This window comes from Terriglobus sp. YAF25, assembly GCF_052113305.1.
Lineage (GTDB): Bacteria > Acidobacteriota > Terriglobia > Terriglobales > Acidobacteriaceae > Terriglobus.
The window spans coordinates 1-10,401 of sequence record NZ_JBFRCY010000187.1 but is presented as its reverse complement, the minus strand read 5'-3'; the positions used below and the strand labels follow the sequence as shown (position 1 = coordinate 10,401).

At 60.2% G+C, this 10,401-nt stretch carries 11 protein-coding genes and 3 pseudogenes; 7 read left to right on the top strand and 7 right to left on the bottom strand.

Annotated features, from left to right (window positions below; genetic code table 11):
* The coding region (locus AB4043_RS09895) for a methyltransferase domain-containing protein (RefSeq protein WP_442306967.1) at positions 1-273 on the bottom strand (273 nt) is incomplete at its 3' end.
* An 82-nt stretch (positions 274-355) separates the two neighbouring features.
* Positions 356-1,189: pseudogene (gene aroB / locus AB4043_RS09890) on the bottom strand (3-dehydroquinate synthase); the annotation flags it as partial.
* 39 nt (positions 1,190-1,228) lie between these two features.
* On the opposite strand from aroB, the gene nadB reads away from it, so the two are divergent.
* The gene (nadB, locus tag AB4043_RS09885; protein ID WP_442301127.1) at positions 1,229-2,773 is read left to right on the top strand and encodes an L-aspartate oxidase; all 1,545 of its coding nucleotides are present in this window, start codon (positions 1,229-1,231) and stop codon (positions 2,771-2,773) included.
* 222 nt (positions 2,774-2,995) lie between these two features.
* Here the strand turns inward: nadB and AB4043_RS09880 are convergent, their stop codons facing one another.
* From AB4043_RS09880 to AB4043_RS09865, 4 genes and pseudogenes are all read right to left on the bottom strand, one after another.
* Complete coding sequence (locus AB4043_RS09880; protein ID WP_442301125.1) at positions 2,996-3,904, bottom strand: TerC/Alx family metal homeostasis membrane protein; 909 nt, start codon at positions 3,902-3,904, stop codon at positions 2,996-2,998.
* 5 nt (positions 3,905-3,909) lie between these two features.
* Positions 3,910-4,836, bottom strand: coding sequence for a M28 family peptidase (locus AB4043_RS09875; protein WP_442301124.1), 927 nt, complete (start codon positions 4,834-4,836; stop codon positions 3,910-3,912).
* Positions 4,833-5,482 (bottom strand): annotated as a pseudogene (gene tatC / locus AB4043_RS09870) (twin-arginine translocase subunit TatC). Before tatC ends, AB4043_RS09875 begins: the two are co-directional and overlap by 4 nt.
* A 124-nt stretch (positions 5,483-5,606) precedes the next feature.
* Positions 5,607-6,122 (bottom strand): twin-arginine translocase TatA/TatE family subunit, encoded by a 516-nt coding sequence (locus AB4043_RS09865; RefSeq protein WP_442301122.1) that lies wholly within the window; start codon positions 6,120-6,122, stop codon positions 5,607-5,609.
* A 324-nt stretch (positions 6,123-6,446) separates the two neighbouring features.
* On the opposite strand from AB4043_RS09865, the pseudogene nadA (AB4043_RS09860) reads away from it, so the two are divergent.
* The 6 genes and pseudogenes from nadA (AB4043_RS09860) to AB4043_RS09835 form a co-directional block, all read left to right on the top strand.
* Positions 6,447-6,617, top strand: a pseudogene (gene nadA, locus AB4043_RS09860) (quinolinate synthase NadA); the annotation flags it as partial.
* 82 nt (positions 6,618-6,699) lie between these two features.
* Positions 6,700-7,206: a quinolinate synthase NadA gene (gene nadA / locus AB4043_RS09855; protein ID WP_442306966.1), complete on the top strand. Its 507-nt coding sequence runs from the start codon at positions 6,700-6,702 to the stop codon at positions 7,204-7,206.
* A gap of 191 nt (positions 7,207-7,397) precedes the next feature.
* Positions 7,398-7,826 carry a DUF2203 domain-containing protein gene (locus AB4043_RS09850; RefSeq protein WP_442301120.1) on the top strand — a complete coding sequence of 143 codons (429 nt, stop codon included), beginning with the start codon at positions 7,398-7,400 and terminating at the stop codon, positions 7,824-7,826.
* 123 nt (positions 7,827-7,949) lie between these two features.
* Positions 7,950-8,384 (top strand): Fur family transcriptional regulator, encoded by a 435-nt coding sequence (locus AB4043_RS09845; RefSeq protein WP_147646850.1) that lies wholly within the window; start codon positions 7,950-7,952, stop codon positions 8,382-8,384.
* Positions 8,385-8,486: 102 nt separating this feature from the next.
* Entirely contained in the window at positions 8,487-9,023 is a 537-nt protein-coding gene (locus tag AB4043_RS09840; protein WP_442301119.1) for a peroxiredoxin, read from the top strand.
* A gap of 82 nt (positions 9,024-9,105) precedes the next feature.
* Complete coding sequence (locus AB4043_RS09835; RefSeq protein WP_442301118.1) at positions 9,106-9,651, top strand: carboxymuconolactone decarboxylase family protein; 546 nt, start codon at positions 9,106-9,108, stop codon at positions 9,649-9,651.
* Between the two features lie 108 nt (positions 9,652-9,759).
* Here the strand turns inward: AB4043_RS09835 and AB4043_RS09830 are convergent.
* Positions 9,760-10,401 (bottom strand): M20/M25/M40 family metallo-hydrolase (locus tag AB4043_RS09830; RefSeq protein ID WP_442306965.1); only part of this gene is annotated, 642 nt, incomplete at its 5' end.

Below are 10,401 nucleotides of genomic sequence, written 5' to 3'. Positions count from 1 at the left end.
GTCGAGAATGCCGATCTGCCCGCCGGGCTTGAGCACGCGTGCGATCTCGCGCAGGCCGGCGTCGTAGTTGGCGAGATTGCGGAAGCCGAATGCGGAGACGACGAGGTCAAAGGAGTTGTCAGGCATCGGCAAGTTGAGAGCATCGGCTTCGATGAAGCAGACGTTGTGTTCGCGATGCTTCTCGATGCCGCGCGTGATCATCTCGTGCGAGAAGTCGATGGCCACCATCTGCTCGGCGGGCGAAGGGCGAAGCGCCAGTAAGGCGGAGGTCATGTCGCCGGTGCCACAGCAGAGCGGTATTGACGATGCGTATCGCCTCGGCCTCACCAAGCATGCCGCGTTCCACGGCGATCAGGGTGGCGGCGATCATGCCCCAGGCAATGGCCTGTCCGTGCAGAAGCTGCTTGTATTTCGTAGCGGCTTCGATCGCGTGGCCCAGGGTGTGGCCGAAGTTGAGGATCATGCGCAGGCCGTTCTCGCGCTCGTCGATGCCGACAACCTCTGCCTTCATCTTCACAGAAGCAGTGACGACCTTTTCAAGGGCTTTAGGATCAGCTTTGAGAATGGCCTTCGACTCCGACTCCATGTAGCGGAAGAGGCGCGGTGTTCGAATGACGCCGGCCTTGACGGACTCCTGCAGGCCGGCACGCAGCTCGGCGGGTGGCAGGGTTTTGAGGATGTCGATATCGATGAAGACACCGAGCGGCTGATGGAAGCTGCCGACGAGGTTTTTGCCGGCGCGCAGATTGACGCCGGTCTTGCCGCCGACCGAGGAGTCCACCTGTGCGAGCAGCGTGGTGGGCACCTGGATGAAGCGGATGCCGCGCATGTAGATAGCCGCGAGGAAACCGGTGATGTCTCCGATCACACCGCCGCCGAGGGCGATGAGCACGGAGTCGCGGTCGGCCTTGTTCTCGGCGAGCTGCTCAAGAAGGCTCTCGACCGCGGCGAAGCGCTTGTGGGATTCGCCGGAGGGATGCAGCAGCACGACCGGCTTCGCGTCCTTGGGGAAGGAGGCGAGGAACTTGCGCTGCCACAGCTTCCAGATCTCGGGAGTGGTGACGACGAAGAGCCGGGTAGCCGGAGAACCGGTGAGTTTGGCGATGCGGCGGGAGAGTGTTGGCAGAAGGCCGCGGCCGATGACGACGTTGTAGTTCGCTGTAGGCGTATTTACTGCGATAACTGGCACAGCTTTATGGTATCGCGATCAGAAGCGTACCCTGTGAGGGTGAGTGCCGCGGAACGTTTTGATTTTGTTGTGGTGGGCGCTGGAATCGCCGGGCTTCGGGCAGCAATGACGCTGGCAAAGGCTGGCAGCGTGCTGGTGGTGACGAAGGAGAAGATGGCCGAGTCGAACACGGCCTATGCGCAAGGCGGCATCGCCGTGGCCATGGGCGGTGCCGAGGACGTCGCCGAGCATCTGGACGACACGGTGATGGCAGGCGACGGCCTGGTGAACCGCGAGGCCGCTCAGGTGCTGGTGGAGCAAGGACCGGCGCGCGTGGAAGAGCTGCTGGCATGGGGCACCGAGTTCGATCGCGAACAGGGCGATCTGATGCGGACGCGCGAAGGGGCGCACTCTCGATCGCGCATTCTGCATGCCCATGGCGACGCCACAGGTTGGGAGATTGCCCGTTCTCTGCTGCGAATGGTGACAGCCAATCCACGCATTGAAGTGCGTGAGTTTGTCACGACGATCGACCTGTTGCGCGCAGATACGGGCCGCGTCTGCGGTGTCGTGCTGGAAGATGCGCAGGGTGAGACGCGCGTAGTGGAGGAGTGTGCGGTGCTGCTGGCCTCCGGCGGCGCGGGACAGGTTTACAGCGATACGACGAATCCCGCCGTGGCGACGGGCGATGGCATTGCGATGGCGTGGCGCGCGGGTGCGGCGATCAGCGATATGGAGTTCTACCAGTTTCATCCCACCGCCTTTTCGCAGGTGGATGCGCCGCGCTTTCTGTTGTCAGAGGCGCTACGTGGTGAGGGAGCCTATCTGCGCAATACTGCGGGCGAGCGTTTCATGTCGCGGTATCACAAGCTGGCAGAGCTTGCGCCCCGCGATGTAGTGGCGCGCGCGATTACGCGCGAGGGCATGACCGGCGAGGTCTATCTCGATATGCGTCATGTACAGAAGGACCTGAAGGCGCGTTTCCCGGGCATATCAACGTTTCTGAGTAGGTATGGGTTTGAGCTGGGACGGGATCTGATTCCCGTACGACCGGCAGCGCACTACCTGATGGGTGGTGTGCGTACGGATACCCATGGGCGAACATCGCTTCCGGGTCTATATGCGGCGGGTGAGTGTGCCTGCACTGGGGTGCATGGAGCGAACCGTTTGGCGAGTAATTCGCTGCTGGAGGGGTTGGTCTTTGGAGCCCTGGCGGCCGAGGCGATGGTCGAAGAGTGTGGTGGTCCCCAGGCTTCAAAGGCGATTGTTCCGACGGCGGTTCAGGCTGGTAGCGATGCGGGAGATGTCGAGGCCTGGATTGCGCATCTGCGTGCGTTGATGTGGGAGAAGGCCGGCTTGCTGCGGGACGCGGAGCGATTGCGCGAGGCGAAGGCTGAGCTTGCAGCGATGGTGTTGCCGGCAGGGAATGCGCGCCGAAGTGTTGAGGCTCGGAACCTGCATGCGATTGCCGTGATGATTGTGATCGCGGCGCTGGCGCGAGAGGAAAGCCGTGGGGCGCATTTCCGGAATGATTTTCCGCAACGGGATGATGTGAAGTTTGGGAAGCACTCGGTGCTTCGCGATGGTGTGGTTGATTTTAAGTAGTTGAGATACATCGGGTGCCCCACATACGCGCCGCGGGGTCCCCGGCCAGCTTGCTGGCTGGGGTGCAAGCTTATGTGGGCATTCGTGCATAGCGCGAATCGTCTTTTTGCTATTTGCAGAACTCAACTCACAACGCGGATCAAGCTCCGCTTGATACACCCACATAAGCTTCGCGTATGTGGGGCACCCTGTCGTACCTTATTTCGACTTGGTCGGTACTCCTCAGGCTGTCGCGTGCTTCTTTGGTAACAGCAGTGAGATCACGACGGTGATGCCAAGCAGGCCGAGGATGATGGCGAGCGAAACCAGAGCGGAGACCTCGATCCAACTTGCCGCGAGCATCTTGAAAGCGGCGAAGCCGAGCACTGCGGCGAGACCGTAGTGTAGGTAGGCGAGCTTCTCGAGAAGGTGCGCCAGCAAGAAGTAAAGGGAGCGCAGACCCATCACCGCCATGACGTTGGAGCTGTAGGCGATGAACGGGTGCCGCGTGATGGAGAGCACCGCGGGGATAGAGTCGAGCGCGAAGACGAAGTCTGTGAAGGCGATAGCGATGAGCGCCAGCGAGAGCATGGTCAGGTGCAGCTTGCCCTGTTCACGCAGGAAGAAGCTTGACTGATTGCTGGAGACGGGAACGATGCGTTCGACCCACTTTGTCCACGCGGGCTTGCCGGGCTTCTTTTCCCCATGTGGCATTAGCAGGCGCACGGCGGCGAAGAGCAGGAAGGCTCCGAAGATGTAGGTGACCCAGGCAAAGTGTTCCAGCAGCTCGATGCCGAGGCCGATAAAGCCTGCGCGCATGACGACTGCTCCGAGGATTCCCCAGAAGAGAACGCGGCGCTGGTGCGGACCTTCGATGTGGAACTCGCGGAAGAGCAGAAGGAAGACGAAGAGGTTATCGACCGACAGCGACTCCTCGATTGCATAGCCGGAGATGAACTCGATGTCGTAAGGGCCGCCCAGGGTGTACCAAACATACCCGGCGAACGCGAGAGCCGCTCCGACCCACATGCATGTCGCCCAGATGGCGCGCGCAGGCGTCTGTTTGCGGCGGAGCATGAGAAACTCGCCGACAAAGAGCAGCAGCAGGAAGACGTGGAAGCCGATCCAGTCGTAGAGAGGGATCTCGTTCATCGGGCCTAGTGATTGCTCTGGTTGATGAGCCGGATCATCTCCACAAACAGGTCTCCGGAGATCTGCAGGCTCGCAGCCGAAATCTTGTCCAGCGTGTCGTCGGCGGTGTGGTGGTATCCGTCGGGATGCATGAAGCTGGAGGGTCCGTAGTTGATGTCGATGATGTCGAGGACAGGCACGCCACGCTGTTTGAAGGGCAGGTGATCATCCTCGACGGCCGACTCGAGTTTGAAGATGGAGTTCGAGTGACCAGTATTCTTCGCCGCCTGCTTGAGCAGATCCGTGAGCCAGGGAGTACTGTTGGTCTCGCGGTTGATGTTCAGGTCCTTATCGGCGCACATATCGGCGAGCAGGAAGGCCTTGATCTTCGGCAGGGTGCCGCTGGCGGCCCACTTCGCGGCGACGTGTTTGGTGCCGTAAAGGGCATCGCGCTGCGTATCCCAGTGGTCACCGACCGCCTCTTCCGCATCGTCGAAGAGCAGCCATACGGAGTAGCCCTCGGGCGGATGAGTGCGGAGGACGTTAGCCATCTCCATGAGGAGGGCGGTGGTGGCTCCGCCGTCATTGGCTCCGACGAAGTCGATGTTGCGCAGCGGATAGTTGGTCTCGTAGTGCGAGGCGAGGACGATGATGCCGTCCTTCTTGCCTGGGAACTTCACAATGAAGTTCTTGCCGGGAAGGTAGCCCGCCGGAGTGCTGGCGGTGAAGGCGTCCTCTTCGAACTGCCCCTTGGCAATCTCAGGAGCGAAAAACTTCTTGATGAAGGCCTCGGCTTTGGTGTGACCTGGCGAGCCCAGCCAGCGCGGTCCGCTGGTGTTGACGTACTGCCGTGTCAGGTCCATGGCGCGTGCGCCACTGAACTTTTGTCCCTGCGCAACGGCGCCGAGAACTGCAATAGAGAGGAGTGCACGGGCTACGAGACGGAGCTTCATGCCTTCTGTGCCTTGGCCTCGCGGCGCTTCGGGTGGACCATGTAAGCAACCAGAATCGAGAGGAAGTACAGCGCCAGCATTGGCGAAGCGAAGAGGCACATGCCGAAGGGATCGGGTGTCGGGCAGATAACCGCCGCGATGACGAAGATGATCATGACGGCGTAGCGCACGTTCTTCCAGAGGAACTTCGCATCGACAATGCCGAAGAGCGCCAGGAAGAAGATCAGCACGGGCAGCTCAAAACAGGCGCCCAGGCCAAGGATCACGGCGAGAAAGAAGTTGGTGTAGTCCTCGATGGTAATGATGGGATTGAATTGCTTGCCGAAGCCAAGGATGAGGACGCGTAGTCCCTCCGGCAGCACCCAGCGATAGCCGAACCATGCGCCGGCGAGGAAGAGACCGACAGTTGACGCCATGAAAGGCGTGACGTACTTCTTTTCGGTCTGGTAGAGACGGGGGCGATGAAGAGCCAAACCTGGTAGAGGATGAATGGAGAAGCGAGGATGGCTCCGCCGTAGAGCGCCGTCTTGAGCGACAGGTTCAGGCCATCGGTCGGGTGGGTGAAGTTGAGCTTCAGGTGCAGGTCGGTCAGTGGCTTCTGCACGATGTCGTAAAGACGCTCGTGGAAGGCATAGGCCACGGCCATGCCGACGACCAGGAAGATGACGGCGCGGATAAGGCGCTTGCGGAGCTCGTCGAGGTGCTCCATCAGGCTCATGCCTGGCAGCTCGGCGCGGTCCGTTACTGCCGCCCGGGCGCGATCGATGACGTCAGCCATGGGTCTCCTGCGTGGTGTGCGTGTGGGCCGGGTCCAGGTGTTGGTCCAGCTCGGACGGGAGGTTGGGGATGGGCTCGGACGGAATGGTCTCGGACCTGACGGTCTCGGACCCAACGGTCTCGACCGGAACAGAATCTACCAGGGCGCTGACAGCATCGGCTTCGGTCTGGGTAGCCGGGTCGGCTGCGGTAGAGGCTTCCGTTTCGGCGGAGCCGGCCGGAGTCGGCAGGCCGGTGGAGGGAGGCATGATGCTCACCTCGCCCTCGGTCGCGATGGGCTTGACGGCTTCGGGGCCTGCTTCCTTGGCCTGCTCGGCGAGTTTCTTGCGTTCCTCGGCCTGCTCGGAGAGGCGTAACTCCTCTTCCATCTGGTACTTAAATTCATTGGAGGCGCGGCGGAACTCGCCCATCAGCTTTCCTAGCTGGCGGGCAAGCTCCGGCAGCTTCTTGGGCCCGAAGAGGAGCAGGGCCAGGAAGAAAAGAAAGACGCTGTCGGCAAAGCTGGGCATCGCTACCAGCCATCATAGCGGAGCGGACCCGATGCTGTAGACTGAGGTTGTTACGGGGCGTTCACCGCCCCGTAAAGAAGCTTGCATCGTAGGGCCGCCCTGGGGCGTCTTATCGATGCAGGCAGTGGTTGCAACATCCCCGTGGGCTGGGCCGAAGGGCAGCGAGTCCACTGCAGCCATCGAAGTAATGCTTTCAACATCCCCGTTGCGCCTTGAGCGTGACTGAAGGCAGGAAGAGAAGTGAGTGTTCTGGAAGAAGTACTGGAAGCGCCGCAGGCCGACGTCTGCTCGCTGGACAACTATCTATCCCAACCCGACCACACCATGGATGCCCGTATCGCGGCCGCACGCAAGATTCTGGGCAAAACCACCATCATCCTGGGGCACCACTACCAGCGCGACGAGGTGATTCGTTTTGCCGATTACACCGGCGACAGCTACAAGCTTTCGAAGGTGGCGGCTGAGACTGACGCGAAGTATTTGATCTTCTGCGGCGTGCACTTCATGGCCGAGAGTGCCGATGTTCTGGGCAAGGGCGGCCAGCAGGTGATTCTGCATTGGGCTGGACGAGATGGTGGTGTGGGATCCGTGGGTGATCGGCGGTGGTGTCTCGCCGGCGAAGCTGAAGGCCGCCAAGGTGATCCTGTGGAAGGGCCACTGCTCAGTGCACCAGCGCTTCCTGCCGCAGCATGTGGACCAGGTGCGGGCGAACTATCCGGGGATTCAGGTGATAGTGCATCCGGAGTGCCGGTGGGAGGTCTGCCAGAAGGCAGACGCTACCGGATCGACCGAGAAGCTGATTGAAGTGATCGAGCGGGCTCCAGAGGGCGCCATGTTCGCCGTGGGAACGGAGATCCACCTGGTAAATCGCATGGCGAAGCTCTTCGAGGGCCGCAAGAAGGTCATCACGCTCGATGATTCAGGCTGCCTTTGCACGACGATGTATCGCATCAGCCCACAGCACCTGGCGTGGGCGCTGGAGAACCTGGTGGAAGGCAACGTCGTCAACCGCATCAAGGTGGACGATGACGTGAAGCACTGGGCCCGCGTCGCGCTGGACCGGATGCTCGAAATCAAAGCTTAAACCAGTTCCTGGTTGGTTCCTGGTTGCTAGATGTGCCGAAGCTCTCGTTGCCCACCCTTCGCTTCGCGAAGGGTGGGGCAACGAGTGTGTTGCCTCGCCCGATTTTCTTTGGTGCGGTAGCGACCATACCGCCGGTGAGATATCAGGAAAGCCGCTGCGGTGTCGCCGGTTCAGCGATAAGATGGTGTCGTATGCGGACTTTTACCCTTTCCGAGGCGCAGACCATGTTGCCGGTGCTGGAGAGCCTGCTGAAGCGGGCGCAAACAGCAGCGCGCCTGGCGGCACAGGTGGAGGGGGAGTTGCAGGACCTCTCGCAGCGGATCTTCCTGTATGGCGGCATGCATGTCGATATCGCTGCTGTGGCCCGCCGCCGCGGACAGCGCGAGAAGGCCATACAGGAAGCCAAGGACACGCTGGCGGAGATCGATGCCATTGGGGTTCAGGTGAAGGATCTGGACACCGGTCTGTTGGATTTTCCCTTCCAGCTTGAGGACCGCGTCGTACTTCTCTGCTGGAAGCAGGGCGAGACCGCAATCACGCACTGGCACACCATGGAAGATGGATTCGCCGGACGAAAGCCGCTGGACGAGCGGTTTACGCGCGGCGAAAAGCTGCAGTAGTTTCCTTTATTCCCATAGAGATATCTAGTTCCTGCACGCTCCGACGTCCGTTTACCGGAGGGCCAGCCGTTTTCCAGGAATAGCGTTTGACAGACGATAAGAATTATCGTTTACTAAGTCTTGATGGAATTCTCTGCAACAACCTTCCGCGAACTGTGCCAGCAACATGGCATCGCGGTGACGCATCAGCGCCAGGTTCTGTTTGAGATCATGCAGGGCATGCACGGGCACCCCTCTCCGGAAGAGGTTTACGCGCGTGTGAAGAAGAAGATTCCTGCCATCAGTTTGGCGACCGTCTACAAAAACATTCATCTGTTTGTGGAGAGCGGTATCTTTCGCGAGGTCAGCATGCACCATGGCACGCTGCGCGTGGAGATGAACAGCCGGCCGCATCATCACATGGTGTGCTCCATGTGCAAGTCGATTTCGGATATCGATGAAGCCGATCTTGGCCTATTGCCTTCTCATCAGAAACTGCCAGGCGGGTTCCTCGTCGAGCGGTACGCGGTGGATGTCATTGGCATCTGCCCGGAGTGCCAGGCAAAGAAGATCAACTAGCAGCCGTATTTGCCGCAGTCGACTACGAAAGTTTTGAAGTTCCGAGTTTCGCGGACCGGTGTGCCGGTCTGTACACGATAACTACACCCCGAGGAGAGACACATGCTTCAGATTGGCGAGAAGTTCCCGAATTATTCCGTGGTAGCCACGGTCAGCCGCGATAAGGACAAGGCCTTTGAGACGATCACCGAGGAGTCCTATCCCGGCAAGTGGAAGCTTTACTTCTTCTGGCCGAAGGATTTCACATTCGTTTGTCCGACCGAGATTGCAGGCTTCGGCAAGCTGAACCAGGAGTTTGAGGATCGTGACTGCCAGATACTGGGCGGCTCGACCGACTCAGAGTTCGTGCACCTGGCATGGCGCAATAATCACGAGGACCTGCGCGACCTGCCTTTCCCGATGCTTGCCGATATCAAGCGTGACCTGTCGGGTCAGCTCGGCATTCTGGATCCGGATGGCGGCGTCTGCCAGCGTGCGACCTTCCTGGTGGATCCGAACAACGTGATCCAGTTTGTGTACGTCACCGCCGGTTCGGTCGGCCGCAATCCGCAGGAAGTGCTGCGTGTTCTGGACGCTCTGCAGACCGACGAGCTCTGCCCCTGCAACTGGCAGAAGGGCGAAGAGACCCTGGCCGTCTAAAACCAAGTTCAACCGAAGAGGTGGCCGCTGCTGGAGTGGCCGCCTTTTCTTGCGCTCGAATGGCGCAGTGAGAGGAGATTTCATGGCACTTGATGATTTGATCGGCAGCCTGCCTGCCTATGCAAAGGACCTGAAGCTGAACTTCAGCTCGCTGGTGCGGCAGAATACGGAGCTGAGCCCCCAGCAGCTTTGGGGTACGGTGGTGAGCACCGCAATCGCGACCCGTAATCCTGAGCTGACGGCGGCGACGATTGAAGAGGCAGCCAAGGTGCTGACCCCACTCGCCCTGGATGCCGCGAAGGCAGCTGCAGCGATCATGGGCATGAACAACATCTACTACCGTTTCCATCACCTCACGGACAACGAGAAGTACGCCACGCTGCCGGCGCGCCTGCGCATGAACGTGCTGCGTACGCATAACGTAGACCACGTCGACTTTGAGCTGTGGTGCCTGGCGGTTTCGGCAGTGAACGCCTGCGGCAAGTGCGTCAGCTCGCACGAGAACGTGGTTCGCCAGAAGGGAATGACGGAAGAGGTGGTGAACGCCGCCATCCGCGTAACCTCAGTGATTCACGCCATCGGTGTAGTGCTGGATGGGGAGAAGGCTTCGCCTACGCCGCAGGCGTAGGCAGTTGCTGGTTGCTAGTTCCTAGTTGAAAAATAAAAGCCCCGTCAAGCGAAGAGCTTGAATGGGGCTTTTGCTTTTTGGGGTCAACTAGGAACCAGCAACCAGCAACTAGTCCTTCTTCTCCGGTTTCCCACCCGGATTCCACATAGGCTGCCAGTTGGTATTAATGAGCCACTCTACGGGCGCTTCCATGGAGGCGATAGCGGTGGTCATGTGTTTGAAGTCGATGGTGGTGATCTCGTCGGTGACCTGGTGGTAGTCGGTGTGGAGGCCGAAGCTGGAGACGGTGTGCGCGATGATGCCTTCGAGCGCCAGGCCGTAGTTGTCGCTGCGCATGAAGAAGTTTTCCTTCGGATGCGGGTCCTGTACGAGGTGGGCGCCGTGCTTCGCGAGCTCCGGTCCAAGGGTGCTGCGTTCAAAGCCGGTAAGCCAGAGGGTACCCTCGGGGACGGCTGAGTCGGAGCGGCCGATCATCTCAAACTCCAGGTTGGCAACGATGCTGGTGAGCGGAATGGGAGGATGGGCGAGGAAGGCCTGGGATCCCAGACCGCCGAACTCCTCGGCACCGAACAGGGCGAAGACGACAGTGCGCTTGGGCGGTTTGGCATGGGCGAGATAGCGGGCGAGGTTGAGCACGGCGGTAGTGCCGGAGGCGTCGTCATCCGCTCCGTTATAAATCGCGTCTCCATTCACGGGCTGTTTGGCGATGCCCAGATGTCCATTCACGGGCTGTTTGGCGATGCCCAGATG